20 protein-coding genes are annotated in these 20,787 nt (G+C 71.5%); 13 read left to right on the top strand and 7 right to left on the bottom strand.

Going from position 1 to position 20,787, the window contains the following annotated elements:
* Window positions 1-2 precede the first annotated feature (2 nt).
* Window positions 3-1,229, bottom strand: coding sequence for a coiled-coil domain-containing protein (locus ABD262_RS06925; protein ID WP_344133124.1), 1,227 nt, complete (start codon window positions 1,227-1,229; stop codon window positions 3-5).
* Window positions 1,222-2,733 (bottom strand): hypothetical protein, encoded by a 1,512-nt coding sequence (locus tag ABD262_RS06920; protein WP_344133121.1) that lies wholly within the window; start codon window positions 2,731-2,733, stop codon window positions 1,222-1,224. Before ABD262_RS06920 ends, ABD262_RS06925 begins: the two co-directional genes overlap by 8 nt.
* Before the next feature lie 66 nt (window positions 2,734-2,799).
* Here ABD262_RS06920 and pafA point away from each other — a divergent pair, with 66 nt between their 5' ends.
* The 3 genes from pafA to ABD262_RS06905 all read left to right on the top strand — a co-directional run bounded on the left by pafA (window position 2,800) and on the right by ABD262_RS06905 (window position 5,697).
* Window positions 2,800-4,167 (top strand): Pup--protein ligase, encoded by a 1,368-nt coding sequence (pafA, locus tag ABD262_RS06915; RefSeq protein WP_344133119.1) that lies wholly within the window; start codon window positions 2,800-2,802, stop codon window positions 4,165-4,167.
* 111 nt (window positions 4,168-4,278) lie between these two features.
* Window positions 4,279-5,226 carry an FKBP-type peptidyl-prolyl cis-trans isomerase gene (locus tag ABD262_RS06910; RefSeq protein WP_344133116.1) on the top strand — a complete coding sequence of 316 codons (948 nt, stop codon included), beginning with the start codon at window positions 4,279-4,281 and terminating at the stop codon, window positions 5,224-5,226.
* Window positions 5,227-5,310: 84 nt separating this feature from the next.
* Complete coding sequence (locus tag ABD262_RS06905) at window positions 5,311-5,697, top strand: FKBP-type peptidyl-prolyl cis-trans isomerase (RefSeq protein WP_344133113.1); 387 nt, start codon at window positions 5,311-5,313, stop codon at window positions 5,695-5,697.
* 24 nt (window positions 5,698-5,721) lie between these two features.
* Here ABD262_RS06905 and ABD262_RS06900 read toward each other — a convergent pair whose 3' ends face one another.
* Window positions 5,722-6,852 (bottom strand): DUF3866 family protein, encoded by a 1,131-nt coding sequence (locus tag ABD262_RS06900; protein ID WP_344133110.1) that lies wholly within the window; start codon window positions 6,850-6,852, stop codon window positions 5,722-5,724.
* Between the two features lie 52 nt (window positions 6,853-6,904).
* On the opposite strand from ABD262_RS06900, the gene ABD262_RS06895 reads away from it, so the two are divergent.
* The 8 genes from ABD262_RS06895 to ABD262_RS06860 all read left to right on the top strand — a co-directional run bounded on the left by ABD262_RS06895 (window position 6,905) and on the right by ABD262_RS06860 (window position 15,529).
* Window positions 6,905-7,894, top strand: a complete 990-nt coding sequence (locus tag ABD262_RS06895) for a helix-turn-helix transcriptional regulator (RefSeq protein WP_344133107.1) — start codon at window positions 6,905-6,907, stop codon at window positions 7,892-7,894.
* Window positions 7,891-8,874, top strand: a complete 984-nt coding sequence (locus ABD262_RS06890; protein ID WP_344133104.1) for a helix-turn-helix transcriptional regulator — start codon at window positions 7,891-7,893, stop codon at window positions 8,872-8,874. Before ABD262_RS06895 ends, ABD262_RS06890 begins: the two co-directional genes overlap by 4 nt.
* Window positions 8,875-8,883: 9 nt before the next feature.
* A complete protein-coding gene (locus tag ABD262_RS06885) occupies window positions 8,884-9,195 on the top strand; it encodes a hypothetical protein (protein ID WP_344133101.1) in 312 nt (103 codons plus the stop codon).
* 67 nt (window positions 9,196-9,262) lie between these two features.
* Window positions 9,263-9,550, top strand: coding sequence for a Sec-independent protein translocase subunit TatA (tatA, locus tag ABD262_RS06880; protein WP_344133099.1), 288 nt, complete (start codon window positions 9,263-9,265; stop codon window positions 9,548-9,550).
* A gap of 32 nt (window positions 9,551-9,582) precedes the next feature.
* Window positions 9,583-10,389 carry a twin-arginine translocase subunit TatC gene (gene tatC, locus ABD262_RS06875; protein WP_344133096.1) on the top strand — a complete coding sequence of 269 codons (807 nt, stop codon included), beginning with the start codon at window positions 9,583-9,585 and terminating at the stop codon, window positions 10,387-10,389.
* Entirely contained in the window at window positions 10,386-11,285 is a 900-nt protein-coding gene (locus ABD262_RS06870; RefSeq protein ID WP_344133093.1) for a diacylglycerol/lipid kinase family protein, read from the top strand. The genes tatC and ABD262_RS06870 overlap by 4 nt, the downstream gene beginning before the upstream one ends.
* A 10-nt stretch (window positions 11,286-11,295) precedes the next feature.
* Window positions 11,296-14,133, top strand: a complete 2,838-nt coding sequence (locus ABD262_RS06865) for a DEAD/DEAH box helicase (RefSeq protein ID WP_344133090.1) — start codon at window positions 11,296-11,298, stop codon at window positions 14,131-14,133.
* A 55-nt stretch (window positions 14,134-14,188) separates the two neighbouring features.
* The gene (locus tag ABD262_RS06860) at window positions 14,189-15,529 is read left to right on the top strand and encodes an HNH endonuclease (RefSeq protein ID WP_344133088.1); all 1,341 of its coding nucleotides are present in this window, start codon (window positions 14,189-14,191) and stop codon (window positions 15,527-15,529) included.
* Between the two features lie 51 nt (window positions 15,530-15,580).
* Here ABD262_RS06860 and ABD262_RS06855 read toward each other — a convergent pair whose 3' ends face one another.
* A complete protein-coding gene (locus tag ABD262_RS06855) occupies window positions 15,581-16,522 on the bottom strand; it encodes a 5'-3' exonuclease (protein WP_344133085.1) in 942 nt (313 codons plus the stop codon).
* Between the two features lie 48 nt (window positions 16,523-16,570).
* On the opposite strand from ABD262_RS06855, the gene ABD262_RS06850 reads away from it, so the two are divergent.
* On the top strand, window positions 16,571-16,993 hold the full coding sequence (locus ABD262_RS06850) for an Lrp/AsnC family transcriptional regulator (RefSeq protein ID WP_344133082.1): 423 nt from the start codon (window positions 16,571-16,573) through the stop codon (window positions 16,991-16,993).
* A 20-nt stretch (window positions 16,994-17,013) separates the two neighbouring features.
* Here ABD262_RS06850 and ybaK read toward each other — a convergent pair whose 3' ends face one another.
* The 3 genes from ybaK to ABD262_RS06835 form a co-directional block, all read right to left on the bottom strand.
* Window positions 17,014-17,487, bottom strand: a complete 474-nt coding sequence (ybaK, locus tag ABD262_RS06845) for a Cys-tRNA(Pro) deacylase (protein ID WP_344133079.1) — start codon at window positions 17,485-17,487, stop codon at window positions 17,014-17,016.
* A gap of 2 nt (window positions 17,488-17,489) precedes the next feature.
* On the bottom strand, window positions 17,490-18,101 hold the full coding sequence (locus tag ABD262_RS06840; protein WP_344133076.1) for a biotin transporter BioY: 612 nt from the start codon (window positions 18,099-18,101) through the stop codon (window positions 17,490-17,492).
* An 81-nt stretch (window positions 18,102-18,182) separates the two neighbouring features.
* Window positions 18,183-19,628 (bottom strand): KamA family radical SAM protein, encoded by a 1,446-nt coding sequence (locus tag ABD262_RS06835; RefSeq protein ID WP_344133074.1) that lies wholly within the window; start codon window positions 19,626-19,628, stop codon window positions 18,183-18,185.
* A 143-nt stretch (window positions 19,629-19,771) separates the two neighbouring features.
* Between ABD262_RS06835 and kdd the strand changes: the two genes are divergently transcribed.
* Entirely contained in the window at window positions 19,772-20,785 is a 1,014-nt protein-coding gene (gene kdd / locus ABD262_RS06830; protein WP_344133071.1) for an L-erythro-3,5-diaminohexanoate dehydrogenase, read from the top strand.
* Window positions 20,786-20,787: the final 2 nt, after the last annotated feature.

Here is a 20,787-nt window from a genome sequence, read left to right as displayed (position 1 = left end):
GGTCAGGCCCGCGTGCCCGCCTTCGCGTCGGCCTTCGCGTCGGCCTTGGCGGCGTCCTCGTCCTGGGTGCCCTCGGGCTCCTCGTCGGCGTCAGTGGCACCGTCAGCGGACTCGTCAGCGTCGTCGAGCTCGTCGACCGGCTCGGCCTCGTCGTGCGGCTCGGCCTCGTCGTGCGGAGCCACCTCGTCGACCGGCCCGTCGGCCGCAGCCTCGGGGTCAGTCGCGGCGCCGGACTCGGCGCTCGACCCGGGTGCGGTCTCCGCGACCGGCTGGCCCGCCGACGGCTTGGCCGCAGCGTCCTGGTGGTCGTCGAGCCCGTCGACCATCGCAGCGCCACCGAGGGTCGCCAGCATCTGCCGGACGTTGCTCAGCTGCGCGGTGATGCTGTCACGGCGCTGCGTCGCTGCCGACAGCTCGCGCTCGGAGTCGCGACGGATGCGCTCGGCCTGCTCGCGTGCGGAGGCGACCAACTGCTCGGCCTCCGCCTTGGCCGCCTCGAGGGCGCGCTGGCTCTCGGCCTGCGCCTCGGCGTGCGCCCGCTCGCTGTCGGCCGACAGGGTGGAGGCGCGTTCCTGCGCCTGCGTCAGGGCGTCCTGCTGGGCGGCCATCTGCGCGGAGAACTCGGCGGCCGCCTTGTCGCGGCGCTGGCCGAGGGTGGCCTCGAAGTCGGCGGCGGCCGAGGCGGCCCGGGCGCGCTGGTGCTCGTAGAACGCCTCGGCCTCCTCACGCCGTGCGGAGGCTTCGCGGTCGGCGTCGTCGAGGATCGCGTCGGCCTGCTGCTTGGCCTTCTCGACGACCTGGGTGGCCTGCGCGTCGGCCTTGGTGCGAACGTCCTCGGCATAGCGGTCCGCCTCCGCGCGGACGCGGTCGGCCTCGAGCGTGGTGGTGCCCTTGAGGGTGTCGGCGTCGGCCCGCGCGTTGGACCGGATCTCGTCGGCCTCCTCGTCGGCGAGGCTGAGGATCGTGCCGATCCGCTCGCCGAGGTTGGCGTAGGTCGGGGCGGCGGCCTTGCTCTGCTCCTCGCGCAGCGCGGCGAGCGCCTGGGCGGTGCCCGACTGCTCGTCCTGGGCGCGAGCGAGCGCGGCCCGCAGCTCGCTGACCTCGACGGTGCGCTCGGCAGCCTCCTGGCGCGCCTGCTCCAGGGCGCCCGCGTGCTCGGCCCGCCACTGGTCGACCTGCGCCGGGTCGTAGCCGCGCAGCACGCTGCGGAAGGAGGTCGTGTCACTCATGGTCGTTCCGTTCTCGGTGGGGGATGGGATCGGGGGTTTCCGGGGCGTCGGGGAGGTCCGCGACGCTGTCGTCGGCCGAGGGGTTCGCGGCCTTCTCGGGGACGGCGAGGGCGTTGATCACGCCCGAGAGGTGACCCAGCTGGGTGGTGATGTCCTCGCGGCGGGAGGCCAGCGCGGCCACCTCGGAGCGCGCGCGCTCGAGCATGGCACGAGCCTCCTCGCGCACCCGGTCCGCGTCGGCACGGGCCTGGGCGGTGGTCGTGACCAGCTCCTCGCGGGCCTGCCGGTGGGACTCGTGCGTCTCGCGCTGCAGGCGTTCGATCTCCTGGGCGGTCCGCTCCCTGACGAGGCGCGCCGCCTTCTCGGCCTCCTCGAGCCGCCGCGCGGCGCGCTCGTCGGCCGCACGCTCGGTCTCGGCAGCGGTCCAGCGCACCCGCTCGGCCTCGGCGGCCGCGGCGGCGGTGGTGCGCTCGGCCTGCGCCTGCGCGGCGGCCATCACGGCCTCGGCCTGGGCGCGGAGCCGGTCGGACTCCAGCCTGGCCGACTCGCGGTCGGAGCGGGCCCGGTGGGCGGTCTGGGCCAGGGCGGTCTGGATCAGCTGACGCCGTGAGCGCACCCGGGCCGCCAGCTCGCGGTGGGTCTCCTTGCGCATCCGGCGCACCTCGGCGTCACCCTCGTCGAGGATCCGACGCACCGTGTCCTGGCCCCACTTGAGGTGGTCCTCGGCCTGCGTCATGATCTCGCCGGCCTCGGCATGGGCCCGGTCGAGGCGCTCCTGGGCGTCGGTCCGTGCCTGCTCCAGCAGGGTGGCCGCCTTGGCGGCCGTCTCCTGTTCGTGGATCGCGGCGGCGCCGATCATCCGCTCGGCCTCGACCTGCGCGTCCTCGCGATGCTTCGTGGCCGCGGCGGTGGCCTCCTCCAGCAGAGCGACCCGGGTGGCCTGCTCCTGCTCCTCGCGCTCGGCGAAGTGGGCGTCCATCTTCTCGACACCGGCTCGGAAGTCGGCGTCGCGCTCGGCCTCGTGTGCGGCATACCGGGCCATCGCCGCGTCGTAGTCGCTCTGGGCACTGGCGCGCAGGGCCTCGGCGCGGGTGGTGGCGTCCTCGAGGATGGCCGACGCCTCGGCTCGCGCGGAGGTGACCACCTCGTCGCTGGTGCGGGTCGCCGACTCGTTGAGCATCGAGGCCTGCTCGGCGGCGTCGGAGACGAGCGACTCCGCCTCGCGGGTCGCCTCGGCCAGCGCGCGGTCGGCCTGCTCGCGCTCACGCACGGCGTCGGCGTGCTGGCGCTGCGCGTCGTCGAGCAGGGTCTGGACCTCGTCACGGATGCGCGCGGCATCCGCCCGTGCGGTGGCCAGGACCTGGTCGGTCTCGGCTCGCATGGCGTCGGCATACGCCTGGGCGCGTTCGAGGATGGACTGGGTGTGCCGCGTGAGGTCGCCCACTTGCGTGGTGGTCGAACCGGTCGCACGGGTCCCCGCGTCCGCTGCGTGGGCGTCGGGCATGGCGCCCATGATTCCACGGACCGTCAACCTCGCGGCCCTGAGGCTGGTAAAGCCTAGAGTGGGTTCATGGACCGGCGGATCTTCGGGATCGAGAACGAGTACGGCATCACGTGCACGTTCGAGGGGCAGCGACGGCTGACCCCGGACGAGGTCGCCCGCTACCTCTTCCGCAAGGTCGTCTCGTGGGGCCGCTCCTCCAACGTGTTCCTGTCCAACGGCAGCCGGCTCTACCTCGATGTCGGCTCCCACCCCGAGTACGCCACCCCGGAGTGCGACCACGTGCGCCAGCTCGTGGTCCACGACAAGGCCGGGGAGCGGATCATCGAGGGCCTGGTGGCAGACGCCCAGGAGCGGCTCGCCGAGGAGGGCATCGAGGGCGAGATCTACGTCTTCAAGAACAACACCGACTCGGCCGGCAACTCCTACGGCTGTCACGAGAACTTCCTGGTGGGCCGGGCGGGGGAGTTCCAGCAGCTGTCGGACGTGCTCATCCCGTTCCTGGTCAGCCGCCAGATCACCTGCGGGGCCGGCAAGGTCGTCACGACCTCCAAGGGCGCGACCTACTGCGTCAGCCAGCGCGCCGACCACATCTGGGAGGGCGTCTCGTCGGCGACCACCCGCAGCCGTCCGATCATCAACACCCGCGACGAGCCCCATGCCGACGCCGAGCGCTACCGCCGGCTGCACGTGATCGTCGGCGACTCGAACATGAGCGAGACCACCACGATGCTCAAGGTCGGGTCGGCCGACCTCGTGCTCCGGATGATCGAGGCCGGCATGGTGGTGCGCGACCTCACCCTGGAGAACCCGATCCGGGCGATCCGCGAGATGAGCCACGACATGACGGGGCGCAAGACGGTCCGGCTCAGCAACGGACGGGAGCTGTCCGCGCTGCAGATCCAGTCCGAGTACCTCGAGCGCGCGCAGGCCTTCGCCGACCGCGAGGGCCTCGAGGACCCGATCCACAAGCAGGTCCTCGACCTGTGGGAGCGCACCATCCGCGCGGTCGACTCCGGCGACCTGTCGCTGGTCGACACCGAGATCGACTGGGTGATCAAGCACAAGCTGATCACCGGCTACATGGCCAAGCACGACCTCCCGATGGAGCACGCCCGGATCGCCCAGCTCGACCTCGCCTACCACGACGTCAACCGCGAGCGTGGCGTCTTCTACCTGCTCCAGAAGCACGGGCGGGCAGCCCGCATCACCACCGACCCGGAGGTGTTCGAGGCCAAGACGGTGCCGCCGCAGACCACGCGGGCCAAGCTGAGGGGTGACTTCATCAAGGCCGCGCAGGAGCACCGTCGCGACTTCACCGTCGACTGGGTGCACCTCAAGCTCAACGACCAGGCCCAGCGCACCGTGCTCTGCAAGGACCCCTTCGCCGCGGTGGACGCGCGGGTCGACCGGCTCATCGAGGGCATGCGCGGCTGAGGCCCCGACGCGGTATGCCGCGTGCTCGGCATACCGGGACGAATCGGGCTTTGCCAGCCGTGAAGGTTATGGTGGGCGCTGGTTCCCCGCCCCCAGCGAAAGTCCTTCACCGTGCATCTGCGACGTTTTCCTGCCCTCACTGCCGCCGCCCTGGCGGCAGCCCTGGCGCTCACCGGCTGCGGTGACACCAAGGAGTCCAAGGGTTCCGCGCTCGACAAGATCACGGTGACCGGAGGAAGCGACACCACCGCCCCGACCGTGACGGTCAACCCCAAGCCGCTCTCGGTGGCCGAGACGACGACCAAGGTGGTCAAGGCCGGCTCCGGCGCACCGGTCAAGGGCGACGAGATCGTGAGTCTGAAGTACGTCCTGCTCAACGGCAAGGACTCCTCGGTGCTCGACAGCAACTTCGGCAAGCAGAACCTCGGCCTGAACCTCGGGGCGAGCGACCTGCTCCCCGGCCTCAAGAAGGGCCTGCTGAACCAGAAGATCGGTTCGCGCGTGCTGGTGGCGATGCCTCCCAAGGACGCGTTCGGCACCCAGGGCAACGCGGAGATCAAGGTCGCGGGCACCGACACGGTCGTCTTCCTCATGGACGTGCTGGCGGCGACCAAGCCGCTGGCCTCCGCGGAGGGCAAGGAGGTCAAGCCCGCCGCGGGCCTGCCGACCGTCACGGTCGAGCCGGGCAAGGCCGCCACGATCACCATCCCCAAGGGCAAGAAGCCGCCGACCAAGACGGTGGGCCAGCTGCTCGTGGAGGGCTCGGGCGCCAAGGTGGCCGCCGGCCAGACCATCCGGGTGACCTACACGGGTGCGCTCTGGAAGGACGGGTCGGTCTTCGACTCCTCCGCCAACAGCCCCGACAAGTACTTCGAGACCGTGATCGGCAAGCAGCAGGTCATCAAGGCCTGGGACGCCCAGCTGGTCGGCAGGACCGTCGGCAGCCGCGTCCTGATGGTGGTCCCGCCGGCGGACGGCTACGGTGCCGCCGGCAGCCCCCCGAAGATCAAGGGCACCGACACGCTCGTGTTCGTCGTCGACATCCTCGCGGCGTACTGACCCGAGCTCGCGGCGTACTGACCCGAGCTCGGCCCCACCCGTACCACCCCATCCCGACCATTCCCCTGCGAAGGAGCACCCCCCATGGGTTTCGACCCCAACACCACCAAGCCCGAGATCGACTTCCCCGGCGACGCGGCCCCGGCCGAGCTGGTCATCGAGGACATCACCGAGGGTGACGGCCAGGAGGCCGGAGCCGGCGACACCATCTCGGCGCACTACGTCGGCGTCGCCCACTCCACCGGCGAGGAGTTCGACGCCTCCTGGAACCGCGGCGCGCCCCTCGACTTCCGGCTCGGCGTCGGCCAGGTCATCCGTGGCTGGGACGACGGCATCGTGGGCATGAAGGTCGGCGGCCGGCGCAAGCTGGTCATCCCCCCGCACCTGGGCTACGGCGACCGCGGCGCCGGTGCCGCGATCAAGGGCGGCGAGACGCTGATCTTCGTCGTCGACCTCGTGGACGTGCGCTGAGCGGGTCGCGCTCCAGCTGAGCAGTCAGCTCTCCAGCAGCCGGGCGGCATGCCGCCCGGCTGCTGCGCTGTAGAGGAACGCCGCGTGGTCCTCGTCGAGGCCCCGGCCCATCGTCGAGAGGGTCACCGGGACGGCCCGCAGGGCGGCGTCCAGGCCGTCGGCGTCGACGTCCCTGACCCGCAGGGCGCCCTGGGCGTTGCGCACCAGGGCGTGGGCCTGGTCGGCGACCAGCAGCCCGAACTCCGAGGGGTCCGTGGGCAGGGGGACGTCCGCCGCCACGAGGCAGACCCGCCCGTAGGCGGTCGTGCTGTGGTGGGAGATCCCGCGGTGCCGGTCGCGCTGGTCGGCGTCCGACACCCGGAGCGCGGCAACCCCGCGGCCGCCGAGGGTGCCGACGGCGTTGAGCGCCTCGCCGGCGGCGACACCGGTGTAGCCCCAGGCGGTCCCGGTGCCGACGTTGCCCGGCCCCTGGATGACGATCGCGAGGTCGGCCCCCAGCACGTGGCGGGCGGCCAGTAGTCCGGAGTGCAGGGTGACGGCCTCGTGCTCACCGCCGTAGGCCTGCCCGACCGTCACGGTGCCAGCCAGCCAGCCGTGCGCGGTGAGGGTGGCGACGGTGCGGGAGAAGGCGAGGGGCAGCGCTCCACCGTCCGTCATGAGGTAGACCACCCGGGCCTGGGGGCGGTCGAGCCGGATGCCGGCCAGCACCGCTGGTAGGGCCGAGTGGAGGTCGGCCACGACGACCGGCATGCCCTGCAGGTCTCCCGCCGTCGCCAGCGGTCCGGTCATGACGTCGTGGTGCGGGCTGTCCTGCTCGTCCACCGCCATGAACATCTGCTGCTGCGGGGTGTACCGCGCCTTGACGATGTGCCCCGGCGAACCCACCGGGTCGGCCGGCAGCCGGTCGGGGGCCGCGACGATGAACGCCAGGCCGCCGGTGCCGAGCCCGCGCAGCAGTGCGGAGGCGTTGAGCAGCACCCGGTCGCCGACCTGTGGCTCACCGACCAGGGCGGTGTAGGCCAGCGCCCGCACCACGTCGTCGCCGGCCACCTCGGCTGCAGCAGCGCCGGCGGGCTTCAGCCGCACGGCATACTCGACGGCGCCCGGCCACTGGCCACGCACCTGCTCGACCGTTCCCTCGCGCCACTGCATCACGACACGCAGACTAGCCACGAGGGGCGGGTCGCACTCGGGTAGCGTCGGGCGGGTGAGTTCCCCCACCGGTCCGGCGGCCAAGACCGAGCGCCTGCTCAACCTCGTGCTCTGCCTGCTCTACACCCGCCGCCCCCTGCCCAAGTCGCGGATCCGTGCCGTCGTCCCGCAGTACGGCGATGCCACGAGCGACGAGGCTTTCGACCGGATGTTCGAGCGTGACAAGGACGAGCTGCGCGAGCTCGGCATCCCGCTCGTCACCGAGGACATCGGTGGCGCCTGGGACGACGAGGTGGGCTACCGCATCGACCAGCGCGAGTACGCCCTCCCCGACATCTCCTTCGAGGCCGACGAGCTCGCCGTGCTGGGTCTGGCCAGCCGCACCTGGGCGCACGCGTCGCTCGCGGGTCCGGCCGCCCAGGCGCTGCGGAAGCTCAAGGCCGCCGGCATCGAGCGTGACGGCGACTCGCTGATCGGCATCGAGCCCCGGCTCGGCACCAGCGAGCCGGCCTTCGAGCCCGTCAAGAACGCCGTGGTCGGCCAGCGCACGATCTCCTTCGGCTACCGCACCGGCGGTGAGGGCGAGGTGATGACCCGCGTCGTGCAGCCCTGGGGGCTGGCGTCGTGGCACGGTCGCTGGTACCTCACCGGCTTCGACCTGGACCGGGGGGCGGCGAGGGTGTTCCGCCTGTCGCGCATCGACGGCGACGTCACCGAGGTCAAGAAGGCCCAGCCGTATGCCGTGCCCGCCGACCACCGGGCTCAGGAGATGATCCGCACCTCCGTGGGTGAGCAGCCGACCCGTGATGCGGTCGTCCGCGTCCGGGCCGACCGGGGCAACACCCTGCGTCGCCGCGCCACGAGCAGCACCGACCTGGGGGAGTGGACCGAGCTCGTGGTGCCGTTCGGTGACGACGACGCGCTGGCCGACGAGGTGTGCGGCTACGGCGCCGACGTGGTCGTCACGTCCCCACCCGAGGTGCGCGAGCTGGTCGTCCAGCGACTGCGTGGGGCGCTGGCGGCACACTCAGGGGGTGCGGCATGACGCCGCCGCCCAAGAAGGGCAAGACCGCTCCGGAGACGGCCACCGACCGATTGGCCCGGCTGCTGACGATGGTGCCGTGGCTGGTCGCGCGACAGGGCATCGACCTCGACCGGGCCGCAGCCGAGCTGGGCATCACCGTCGAGCAGCTCGAGACCGACCTGCGCCTGCTCTACCTCTGTGGCTACGGACAGATGCCCGACGAGCTGATCGACGCCCAGTGGGAGAACGGCAGGGTCTTCGTGACCAACGCCGACACCATCGCGCGGCCGCTGCGGCTCGGACGTGACGAGGCCCTGACCCTGATGGTCGGGCTGCGAGCGCTGGCCTCCGTGCCCGGCCTGGGGGAGAGGGACGCCATCGAGCGGGCGATGGCCAAGCTCGAGCAGGCCACCGGGGCCAGCGCCGAGGCCGCAGCCCGCGTCGAGGTGGCGATCAGCGAAGGGGTGGAGGCCGACCTGTTGTCCGACGCCCGCCGCGCCGTCGAGGGTCACCGCCGGGTGCACCTGCGTTACCTCGTGCCGAGCCGTGACGAGGCCACCGAGCGCGACGTCGACCCGATGCGCGTGGTGAACCTCGACTCGCGCTGGTACCTCGAGGGCTGGTGCCACCTGGCCCAGGACACCCGCACCTTCCGGATGGACCGGATCGCCCGCCTCGACGTCCTCGACGAGGACGGCACGCCCCCACCCGACGCCCAGCTGAGGGATCTCGACGCCGGGGCGTTCACCCCTCGACCGGACGACACACCCGTCACGCTGCGACTCCTCCCCGGCGCCACCTGGGTCAGCGACTACTACCCGGTCGACTCGGTCCGGACCGAGCCCGACGGGTCACAGACGGTCACCCTGCGCACCGCCGACACGCTCTGGCTGCGGCGGCTGGTCTGGCGGCTCGGGGGCCGCGGCACGGTCCTCGCCCCGGACGACGTGGCCGCCTCCGTGCGCGAGGGCGCACAGGAGGCCCTCCGGGCCTACGAGTAGGGTCGTCCCGTGTGGTGGTGGATCCTGATCTGGGCGCTGCTGGTGCTGATCGCGCTGGCCTACCTGGCGACCCGTGCCTGGGGCGTCTGGGGCCAGTTCAAGGAGCTCACGGCCGAGGTCGGCCACTCCTCTCGGACGGTGGCGGCGCTGCAGGCCGAGACCGACCGCCTCGGGGAGCGACCTCCTCCGCCCACGCCCGACATCTTCGGTGACCCGCGTCAGCTGCGGCGGGAACGCGACGCCACCCGTGCCTCGTTGAAGCAGCAGCGGCGCGCCCGGCTGGCTGCGCGGCGTCCCAGCTGGGCCCGGCACCTAGACTGACTGCAGTGCCGCACCCACGGCACGATCGACATCATGGTCACCCGGTGACCGAGAGGAAATGAGTACCATGCGCGGACTGTTCGAGGGCTGGCACCTCATCATCTTGCTCGTCCTCCTGGTCGTGCTCTTCGGCTTCAAGCGCCTTCCGGACGCCGCACGCTCCATCGGTCGCTCGATGCGCATCTTCAAGTCCGAGGTCGAGGAGATGAAGAACGACGGCAAGTCGGCGGCGAGCTCCGACACCGTCAAGGGCGAGACGGTCAAGGACGCCGGCGCGAGCCCCGGCACCGAGGGCACCAACCCGATCCGCGAGGACAACACCCCGCGCACGGACAACAGCTCCGGCGCCTCCTAGAGTCGCCCGCTTCCTTCCCCAGACACACGACCATGGCCTTCCGGCGTGCCCGCAACCCCGAGGGGCGGATGTCCCTCGGTGACCACCTGCGCGAGCTCCGCCGACGGTTCCTCATCTCGGCGGTCACCCTCCTCGCCGGAGCGGTGCTGGGCTGGATCTTCTACGAGCGGGTCTACGACCAGCTGGCGGCCCCGTTCAACGAGTACAAGAACCAGAACCCCACGAGCGTCATCAGCCTGAACTTCGGCAACGCCACGGCCGCCTTCTCCCAGCAGGTCAGCCTGTCGATCTTCGTCGGCGTGCTGCTCTCCAGCCCGGTGTGGCTCTACCAGCTCTGGGCCTTCATCGTGCCGGGCCTCACGAAGAAAGAGCGCCGGATCTCGCTCGCCTTCATCGCGGCGACCGTCCCCCTGTTCCTCGCGGGCTGCGCCCTGGCCTACTACGTGCTGCCGAAGGTGCTGGAAGTGCTCTACGGCTTCACTCCGCCGGGCGCGTCCAACATCCAGCAGGTCAGTGACTACTTCTCCTTCGTCACCAGGTTCATCCTGGCCTTCGGCTGCGCCTTCCTGATGCCGGTCTTCCTGGTGGCCCTCAACGCCATCGGCATCCTCCCCGCCTCCGCGATGATCAAGGCCTGGCGGCCGGCGATCTTCGGGATCTTCGTCCTCTCGGCGATCGCGACGCCGACTCCGGACGCCTTCACGATGTTCCTGCTGGCCGTCCCGCTGTGCATCCTCTACGTGGCGGCCATCCTCGTCAGCAAGCTGATCGAGCGAGGCCGGCGCAAGAACCGGCCCGACTGGGTCGAGGTGCCCGACGACGAAGCATCGTCGTTGTGACCAAGCGCGTCGGCCTGGTCGTGAACCCCACGTCCGGCAAGAACCGCGGCATGTCGCTGGGGCTCGCGGTCGCCCAGCGGATGCGGGCGGCCGGGCACGAGGTCCTGGACCTGTCGGACGAGACGTATGCCGCCGCTCGTGACCGCGCGCTCGGTGCCATCGCGCAGGGGCTCGACGTGCTCGCGGTCGTCGGCGGTGACGGCATGGTCCACCTCGGGGTCGAGCTCGCGGCGGAGACCAGGACGACCTTGGCGATCATCGCCGCCGGCACCGGGAACGACGTGGCCCGCGGGCTCGGCCTGCCCGTCCACGACCCGGTGCGGGCGGCCGACCTCGTGACCACCGGGGTACCCCGCACGATCGACGCGGCCCGGCACGTCGACGCCCACGGCGTCCGGCACTGGTACGTGGGCGTGCTGGGGGCCGGCTTCGACTCGCTGGTCAACGAGCGGGCCAACACCTGGCCCTGGCCCAAGGGCCAGATGCGCTACAACCTCGCGGTCCTGCGCGAGCTCCCGTTCTTCCGGGCGATCCCCTACCTCGTGACCATCGACGGAGTGCGTCACGAGACCAAGGCGATGCTCGTCGTGGTCGGCAACGGCCCCAGCTACGGGGGCGGCATGCAGGTGCTGCCGGACGCGAAGTTCGACGACGGCCTGCTCGACGTCATGCTGCTCCACGAGATCAGCACACTGGAGTTCCTCAAGGTCTTCCCGAAGGTGTTCAAGGGTGCCCACGTCGGTCATCCCGCCGTCGAGATCATCCGCGGGCGCTCGGTCACGCTCGAGGCCGAGGGCATCGTGGCCTACGCCGACGGAGAGCGGTTCGCCCCGCTGCCGCTGACCGTCGACGTGGTCCCCGGCGCGGTGACGGTGCTGGCGCCAGCCGCACCGTAGGCTCGGGAGCATGTCGACGCCCGCTGAGCGATTCGCCGCAAGCGCCCGCCGCGCGGCACACGAGAAGTCGGAGCTGGCCGCCTTCGCGGCCACGGTGTCGTTTCCCCTCGACGACTTCCAGGTGCAGGCCTGCCAGGCCGTGGAGGCCGGTCGTGGTGTCCTCGTCGCGGCGCCGACGGGAGCCGGCAAGACCATCGTCGGTGAGTTCGCCGTGCACCTGGCCCTCGCCAGCGGGCGCAAGGCCTTCTACACGACGCCGATCAAGGCACTGTCCAACCAGAAGTACAACGACCTCGTGCGCCGACACGGCGCGAAGAACGTCGGGCTGCTCACCGGCGACTCCTCGATCAACGGTGAGGCACCCGTCGTCGTCATGACGACCGAGGTGCTGCGCAACATGATGTATGCCGGGTCGTCCACCCTCCACGGCCTCGGCTACGTGGTGATGGACGAGGTGCACTACCTCGCCGACCGGTTCCGCGGAGCCGTGTGGGAGGAGGTCATCATCCACCTGCCTCAGGACGTGCAGGTCGTCTCGCTGTCGGCGACGGTGAGCAACGCCGAGGAGTTCGGCGCCTGGCTGTCCGAGGTGCGCGGCGGGGTCGACATCATCGTGTCCGAGCACCGGCCGGTGCCGTTGTGGCAGCACATGATGGTGCAGCAGTCGATGTACGACCTCTTCGTCGACGAGGCTTCGGCTCCCGTCACGGGCATCGACGCCACGCGCGTGAACCCCGAGCTCCTGCAGGCGATCCGACAGTCGGAGCAGCGCGGACGCTGGGACGAGGGCGCCCGCCACGGCTCGCAGTCCGACCGTCACAGCCGGGGAGGACGCGGCAGGGCTCCGCGCGGGCCCGGTGGCGGCTACGGCGGCCGAGGCATGGCCCGCACCTCGGGAGGGCGTCCCGGCGGGGGAGCGACGCGCTCCGAGGTCGTCCAGCGGCTGGAGCGGGAGGGGCTGCTACCCGCGATCACCTTCATCTTCAGCCGGGTCGGCTGCGAGGCCGCGGTCGGGCAGCTGCTGCGTGACGGCGTCCGGCTGGTTTCCGAGGCCGACGGAGACAAGATCCGCCGCACCGTCGAGGAGCGGGTGTCGTCCCTCGCCGACGAGGACCTCGGCGTGCTCGGGTACTGGGACTTCGTCGACGGGCTGACCAGGGGGTTCGCCGCCCACCACGCGGGGATGCTGCCGACCTTCCGCGAGATCGTCGAGGAGCTGTTCACCGCCGGGCGGATCCGGGCGGTGTTCGCCACCGAGACCCTCGCCCTCGGGATCAACATGCCCGCGCGCACCGTGGTGATCGAGAAGCTCGTGAAGTTCAACGGCGAGACCCACGCCGACATCACCCCCGCCGAGTACACCCAGCTGACCGGGCGCGCCGGGCGCCGGGGGATCGACGTCGAGGGTCACGCCCTCGTGCAGTGGAACCACGGGATGGACCCGCTCGCCGTGGCCGGGCTGGCCTCGACCCGCACCTACCCGCTGCGCTCGTCCTTCCGTCCGACCTACAACATGGCGGTCAACCTGGTGGCCCAGGTGGGCCGCGAGACCTCCCGCGAGATCCTCGAGACGTCGTTCGCCCAGTTCCAGGCCGACCGAGCAGTCGTCGGCATGGCCCGCGCCGTGCGCAAGAACGAAGAGGGCCTCGAGGGGTACGCCGAGGGCATGGCCTGCCACCTCGGCGACTTCGCGGAGTATGCCGCGCTGCGCCACGAGATCGCGCGGCTCGAGAAGGACGGCGCCAGGGAGCGTTCGGCCAGTCGGCGGGCCGAGGCCGCGGTGTCGCTGGAGACGCTGCGGATCGGCGACGTCATCAAGATCCCGGCAGGCCGCCGCGCTGGCTTCGCGGTCGTGGTGCAGCCGTCCAAGTCATACCGGGGGGAGACGCCGGCACCGACCGTGGTCACCGAGGACAAGCAGCTGCTCAAGCTGACGCTCGTCGACGTGCCCACACCCGTCGAGGCGATCGGGCACGTGAAGGTCCCGCCGCACTTCAACGCCAAGAGCCCGAAGGCGCGCCGAGACCTCGCGACCTCCTTGCGCATCGCGGTGCCCCACGATCCGCCGCCGTCCCGCTCACGCGGCTCGGCGGCATACGCCGGCAGCGCCGAGGACGGACGGATCGCCGAGCTGCGCCGCCAGCTCAAGGCGCACCCGTGCCACCAGTGCCCCGATCGCGAGGACCACGCCCGCTGGGCGGAGCGCTGGTGGCGGCTGAAGCGCGAGACGGTGGGGCTGCAACGCAAGGTGGAGGGGCGGACCAACTCGGTGGCCCGGACGTTCGACCGGATCTGCACGCTCCTCGGCGAGATGGGCTACCTGTCCGACAGCGGTGACCTCGTGACGGAGCAGGGCGAGCACCTCCGCCGGCTCTACACCGAGAAGGACCTGCTCGCCGCCGAGTGCCTGCGCCTCGGGGTCTGGAAGCGGCTCGACCCTGCCGGACTGGCCGCGGTCGTGTCAGCGCTCATCCACGAGCCCCGGCGCGACGAGGCCGACCCGTCGCCCCGGATGCCCAACGAGGAGGTGGCCGAGGCGGTGCGCGAGATGGTCCGGCTGTGGTCCCTGCTCGAGGACCGCGAGCGCGAGCTGGGCCTGCCCCTCACCGGTGACCCCGACGCCGGGATGGCGTGGATGATGCACCGGTGGGCGAGCGGGCGGCAGCTCGAGGAGGTGCTCCGGGGCTCCGACATGGCGGCCGGCGACTTCGTGCGGCGGTGCAAGCAGGTGGTCGACCTGCTCGGCCAGATCGGCGACGCCGCTCCTGAGCCGACCCTGCGCGCCACGTCGCGCAAGGCCGTCGACGCCGTCATGCGTGGCGTGGTGGCGGCCGACCGCCTCGACTGAGAAACGTGCGGCGTGAACGCGCCGCGCTGTCAGACCCTGGGGCTAGGTTGGACACATGTTCGAATCGGGGGGTCGGCCGCGCGATGTGGACGAGGTGCGAGTCGCCATCTCGGCGCTGGCGTCGCTCGAAGGCGGGTCAGACACTGAGCGGATCGACCTGATCTCGGCCCTGGAGTCGCTCAAGGCCGCGGCGTCGGCCGCGCAGGCGCGGCTGGCGGTCGAGTTCGCCGAGTCGCAGGAGGCCGCCCAGGCTGCCGCTGGTGTCCCGGCGCGGGAGCGGGGCAGGGGAGTGGCCGCCCAGATCGCGTTGGCTCGGCGCGAGTCACCGCACCGCGGGTCGAGACACCTGGGCTTCGCCCGGGCGATGGTGCACGAGATGCCCGAGACGATGGCCCACCTCACGGCCGGCCGGGTGAGCGAGTGGCGGGCGACCATCCTCTGCCGCGAGACGGCTGTGCTGTCCATCGACCACCGGCGCGACGTCGACCGCCAGCTGGGCACCGACCTGCCGTCGATGGGTGACGCCCAGGTCGCCCGCGCAGCACGAGGACTCGCGGCAGGGCTCGACCCGGAGTCGGTGGTGCGCCGCGCCAGCAAGGCCGCCGACGAGCGATGCGTGTCGCTGCGTCCGGCTCCCGACACGATGACCTACCTCACCGGGCTGCTCCCGGTCGCCCAGGGCGTGGCGACGTATGCCGCGCTGGACCGGCACGCGACCGAGCTGATCGCCGCCGGTGACGGCCGCGGACGCGGCCAGATCATGGCCGACACCCTGGTCGAGCGGGTCACCGGTCAGGCGACCGCACCCGCCGTGCCGATCGAGGTCAACCTCGTCATGTCGGTCGAATCGATGGTCGGCGCTGAGGACCAGCCAGGCGAGATCCTGGGACACGGACCGATCGCCTCAGAGTCGGCCCGTCTGCTGCTCGGTGCGGCTGGTGAGAGCGGTGCCCCGATCTGGCTCCGTCGACTTCTGACCTCGATGGACGGCACCCGGCTCATTGGGCTCGAGAGTCGTCGGCGGCTGTTTCCGGAGGCGCTCAAGCGCTTCCTCGTCCTGCGCGACAAGGCCTGTCGCACCCCGTGGTGCGATGCGCCGATCCGGCACGCCGACCACGTCGTGTCAGCCGGCCGGGACGGCCCGACCAGCGCCGCCAACGGCCAGGGCCTGTGCGCGGCCTGCAACCAGGCCAAGGAGGCCGGCGGGTGGAGCGCACAAGTACTCGCTGACGGACTGACGTGTGCAGGTCGGGACGGACGCCACCGAGTCCGGCTCCGCACGCCCACCGGCCACACCTACGACTCCACCGCACCGCCGCTGTTGGAAGCACGCCGAGCGAGCCCGGACTTCAGCTGGGTCGAGCACGCGCTCGAGGTCACCCTGGCCGCCGCCTAGCTCCAGCTCGTCATCCGACCTCGCCATCCGATGTCGGCTCCGTCCTGCTCGCTACTCGATCCGGAGCGCGGAGAGCACCCGGTTGAACGAGCTGGTCACGCCGAACTCGCTGGCGATCCGGCTCATCAGGACCGGGTCGGCCACCTCGCTGGGCAGCGTCATGTCCACCTCGGCGACCGGTGCGTCGGGAGCCACCTGGACGACCTTGGGTGCCACGTCGAGGTAGGCGGCGCCGGCCTCCAGCCGGGTGCGCTGGGCGCCCTTGATCTCCGGGTCGCCGGAGTCGACGGCGGCCCGGAGGGCGACCAGCGTGCCGTACTTCTCGATCAGCTTGGCGGCCGTCTTCTCCCCGATGCCCGCCACTCCCGGCAGGCCGTCGCTGGTGTCACCGCGGAGCACCGCCATGTCGGCGTAGGCGGGTCCGCTGGCCACCGCGTACTTCGTCTGGAGGAAGGCCTGGTCGACGAGGTCGGGGTCGCGGACCCCGCCCCGGGCGGTGTAGATGACCCGCACGTCTGCGGCGTCGTCCACGAGCTGGAACAGGTCACGGTCGCCGGTCACCACGTCGACCGCCATGGCGGCCTTGTGGCGGGCGGTGAGCGTCCCGATCACGTCGTCGGCCTCGAACCCGTCGGCCCCCAGCCGCACCAGGCCGAGGGCGGCCAGGGCGTCGCGGATGACGGGCACCTGCGGCGCGAGGTCGTCCGGCACCTCCTCCTCGACCACGGTCGCGTCAGCCAGCCGGTGGGTCTTGTACGTGGGGATCGCGTCGACCCGGAACTGCGGCCGCCAGTCGTTGTCCCAGCAGGCCACGAAGTGGGTGGGCTGGTGCGTGGTGATGAGCGAGGCGATCATGTCGAGGAACCCGCGGATCGCGTTCGTGGGCGGCTCCGAGGGGTCGGAGCGCTGGTCGGGGACACCGAAGAAGGCCCGGAAGTAGAGGGAGGCGCTGTCGAGCAGCATGAGACGGCCGGTGCCGGCGGACGAGGTCATGGCGGACATGCTCCCACCTGACGGCCCGGTCCTCAGTAGGGTGTGGTCGTGGAAGACCTCGATCGACGCATCGTCGACCTGCTTCGCGCCGACGGCCGGATGAGCTACACCGACCTGGGCAGGGCCATGGGCCTGTCCACCTCGGCGGTCCACCAGCGGGTCCGCCGGCTCGAGGAGCGTGGAGTGCTCAAGGGGTATGCCGCGCTGGTGGACTTCACCGCCCTCGACCTTCCCTTGACGGCCTTCATCTCCATCTCGCCGCTCGACCCCGCGGCGCCCGACGACATCCCGGACCGGCTGCGCGACATCACCGAGCTCGAAGCCTGTCACTCGGTGGCGGGGGAGGAGAACTACATCCTCAAGGCCAGGGTGCGCACCCCCGGTGACCTCGAGACCCTGCTGGCCAGGATCCGAGCCGCCGCCAACGTGGCCACCCGCACCACCGTCGTGCTCTCGACCCCCTGGGAGTAGACGCCCCGGCGTGCCACGCCTCAGCGGGCGATCGGTGCCACCCGTGCCCTCGTGGCCGTCACCAGGTCGCTCGGGGCCAGCGAGATGTCCAGGCCTCGCCGGCCACCCGAGACGTAGACGCGCTCGAAGGCCATCGCCGATGCGTCGACGACCGTCGGGAGCGCCTTGCGCTGCCCGATGGGCGAGATGCCGCCCACGACGTAGCCCGTGGAGCGCTCGGCCGCGGACGGCTCGGCCATGGCGACCTTCTTGTGGCCCAGGGCCGCGGCAACGGCCTTGAGGTCGAGCTGGCGGTCGACCGGGACGATGCCCACCGCGAGTCCGGAGTCACCGACGACGAGCAGGGTCTTGAAGACCTGGCCGGGCGGCACCGACAACGCCGCGGCGGCCTCCAGTCCGTAGGAGGCCGCCGCGGGGTCGTGGTCGTAGGGGTGCAGCTCGAAGGCCAGCCCCAGTCGGGTGAGGGCCGTCGTGGCAGGGGTGCCCGAGGCCAACCTCAGCGCTTGTCGACGCGCTTGACGAGTGACCAGGCGGCAGGGAGCAGGCCGGCCGCGGCTGCGATCTTGATGCCGTCACCGATGAGGAACGGGGTCATGCCTGCCGTCAGCCCGGCCTGCAGGTCCATGCCGGTCGCGTTCATCAGCCACGACACACCCACGGCGTAGATGACCAGGTTGCCGAGCACCATCGTCACGACGGTCTTGGCGACGGTGCGGTCGCCACCACGCTGGGCCAGCCAACCCACGATGGTCGCCGCGATGACGAAGCCGATCACGTAGCCGAAGGTGGCACCACCCCAGCCATCCTTGTGACCGGCGAACCAGTTGACCCCGAGGCCGCCGGCCACGAGGTAGGTGCCGACGCTCAACAGGGCACGCAGGCCGCCGAGGGAGGCGCCGGTGAGCAGGACGGCGAAGGTGCCGAGCGTGAGCGGCACGGGCGTGCCGGGCAGCGGGATGCTCCACTGGGAGAGCAGTCCGATGAAGCCGGCACCTGCGGCGACGAGAGCGACGTCGCGGACGCGGGCACCGACCGAGGCCGGGACTCCGGCGACAGCGGGGACGTAGTCGGCGAGGACGCGCTTGCGGGGGAGGGCGATAGCAGTCACGGGAGCAACCTAGCGAAAGCCGGCCACGCGGCATACGCACGTCTCACGTCGACCACGTCACACCGCACGGCGTGGCGACACTCAGACCAGCGACGCCTCACGGCTGGCGGCAGCGCGCTCGACGGCCACGGCGTGGGCGGCCTCGTGGTCGCCCTCCTCGCGCCACCACTGCTGACCGGCCTCGGGGAGGGTGTAGATCGGGTCGAAGTAGACGTAGTCACGCGACAGCGCGTCGGTGTCGGCGCCCTCGATGGAGGTGCGGTAGTTCTTGCGCCAGAACGACATCCCGCGCTCGGTGTCGTAGCTGTCGACCTGGTGCACCCAGCGCTTGCCGACGTAGGGCACGTCGCAGACGATGCGCGGCGTGGCGAACCCCGGCAGGTAGCCCATCATCGAGTGCTGCAGGTGCTGGGCCTCCGCGAGCGAGAGCCGCCAGTGCTCGGAGAACGGGATCATGTCGCACATGTAGAAGTAGTACGGCGTGATCATCGCGTCGTCCTGCAGCGCGAAGCAGAGGTCGAGCAGCTGCTCGGTGGAGTCGTTGACGCCACGCATCAGGACGCCCTGGTTGCGCACGTCACGGACGCCGGCCTCGAGCATCGCCTTGGCCGCGTCGGCGACGAGCGGCGTCACGGACTGGGCGTTGTTGACGTGGGTGTGGATGGCGAGCGACACGCCGCGGGAGCGCGCCTTCGCGGAGACCCGGGCCACGCCCTCGACCACGTCGGGCTGCAGCCAGTGCTGCGGCAGGCCCATGAGCGCCTTGGTGGCCAGCCGGATGTCACGGATGTTGTCGACGTCGAGGAGCTTGTCGATGAAGCCCTCGAGGTTCTTCCACGGCATGTTCGCCACGTCACCGCCGGAGACGACGACGTCGCGCACCTGGGGCGTCTGCTGGAGGTAGGCGAGCATCGCGGCGTAGCGGTCGACCGGCTTGCCGGTCAGCTTGAGCTTGTCGATGACCGCAGTCGAGTTGCCGACCAGGTCCATTCGGGTGCAGTGGCCGCAGTACTGGGGGCAGGTCGGCAGCAGCTCGGCGAGGACCTTGGTGGGGTAGCGGTGGGTGAGACCCTCGGCGACCCACATGTCGTGCTCGTGCAGGCTGTCGCGGGTGGCGTAGGGGTGCGACGGCCAGTCGGTGCGGCGGTCGGAGAACACCGGGAGCATGTAGCGACGGATCGGGTCGGCGTAGAAGGCCCGGGTGAACTCGGTGCCGGCCGCGGGCATCGTGCCGTCGGCCCAGGTCAGCTCGCTGACCATGGTGTTCATCATCTGCGGCGGGACCAGCATGGACATCGTCGCCCGCTCGGCCTGGTCGCGCTCGAGGTCGGCGTAGAAGGTGTCGGTGAGCAGGTCGCCCATGAGCTCGCGCAGCTGTTTGATGTTCTTCACGCAGTGGGCTCGCTGCCACTGGGCGCTGGCCCAGTCGGTGGCGGTCACGTCGCGCCAGCCGGGGAAACGGGTCCAGTCGGGCTCGACCAGCTCGCGGTGCCGGTAGACGTAGGGCTGCTCGATCGCGGTGCTCATACGTGGCAGGATACGGGACAGGTTCCGATGAAAACGACCAACCACCGCAACTTTTGCGGTGAGCGTCGCTCTTGATGGGAGATTCTGTGTCTGCGCCGACCGAATGCAGGTCCACGCCGTCCTCACCGGTGGGTCTGCACCGCGTGGTCGAGCCGGCGGGCGCCTGCCTGCCGCAGGCCGCCGCCCGGCTCGACGCCTCGCCCGAGCTCTGGCCCGACGAGGTGCGCATCGCGATCGAGACGCTCAACCTCGACGCCGCGTCGTTCCGCCAGCTCACCGAGAAGCACGGGGGAGAGGGCGAGGCGGTCCGCGCCGAGGTCCTCGACATCGTCGCCGCGCGCGGCAAGATGCAGAACCCCGTGACGGGTTCGGGGGGCATGCTCATCGGCACGGTCGAGGAGGTGGGTCCGGAGTCGACGCTGGGCCTGTCGGTGGGCGACCGCGTCGCCACCCTCGTCTCGCTGTCCCTGACCCCGCTCGTCATCACCGACGAGCTCGCCGGCTGGGACGGGCGGTCCGAGCGCGTCCCTGCCCGTGGTCACGCCATCCTCTTCGGGCGCTCGATCGCCGCCCAGCTGCCCGAGGACCTCGATCCCGACCTCGCGCTGATGGTCATGGACGTGTGCGGCGCACCTGCCCTCGTGGCCAGGGTCGTGCGGGAGTATGCCGAGCGCGGCCACGCGCCCACCGTCGCGGTCCTCGGCGGGGCGGGCAAGTCCGGCTCACTGTCCCTCGCCGCTGCCGCTGACGCCGGCGCCGGTCGGCGGATCGCGGTCGTGCCGGTCCAGCGCGAGGCCGACCTCCTGGCCGGCACCGGCCTGGCGGACGAGGTCGTCGTCGCCGACGCGCGGAGCCCGCTTGGCCTGTCCGAGGCGGTGGCCGCAGCCGGCGGTCCGGCCGACGTCACGGTGGTGTGCGTCGACGTGCCCGGGTGCGAGCAGCCCGCCATCCTGTCGACCGCCCAGGGCGGCACGATCATCTACTTCTCGATGGCGACCCACTTCGCGGCAGCCGCCCTCGGCGCCGAGGGTGTCGCGGCCGACGTGCGGATGCTCGTGGGCAACGGCTACGTCCCCGGCCACGCGGCATACGCACTGGAGCTCATCCGGCGCAACGCCGCGGTGCGCGGCCTGTTCGAGGGACGCCTCGGGGAGTAGCG

It is taken from the genome of Pedococcus bigeumensis (assembly GCF_039531795.1).
Classification (GTDB): domain Bacteria; phylum Actinomycetota; class Actinomycetes; order Actinomycetales; family Dermatophilaceae; genus Pedococcus; species Pedococcus bigeumensis.
The sequence above is the reverse complement of the archived record's forward strand: the minus strand, read 5'-3'. Positions and strand labels throughout refer to the sequence as shown.